General features: G+C 63.9%; 1 protein-coding gene. It reads left to right on the top strand.

Features of this window, described 5'->3' with window-relative positions; genetic code table 11:
* Window positions 1-252, top strand: a 252-nt coding sequence (locus tag AC2ETI_RS32820) for an aldehyde dehydrogenase family protein (RefSeq protein WP_483635077.1), incomplete at both ends; no start/stop codon positions are given.

The following is a 252-nucleotide window of genomic DNA, read 5'->3' as shown; positions in this document are numbered from 1 at the left end:
GGAGAACGGCAAACCCCGACGGGACGCGCTCGCCAACGATGTGAGCTTCAGCTCGAACTGTTTCGACTACTTCGCCGGTCTGGGCGACAGCCTCCCCGGAGAGATCATCGACCAGGGCCCGATCGAGACCCGGGTGGTCTACGAGCCTTACGGGGTCGTCGCAGCGATACTGCCGTTCAACTGGCCGCCCATCCACTTCGCCAAGAAGGGTGCCCCGGCGTTGATCACCGGCAACACCGTGGTGATCAAGCC

The organism is Rhodococcus sp. MurmanLake-1, from assembly GCF_056945715.1.
This window is presented reverse-complemented; position numbering and strand designations above follow the sequence as displayed.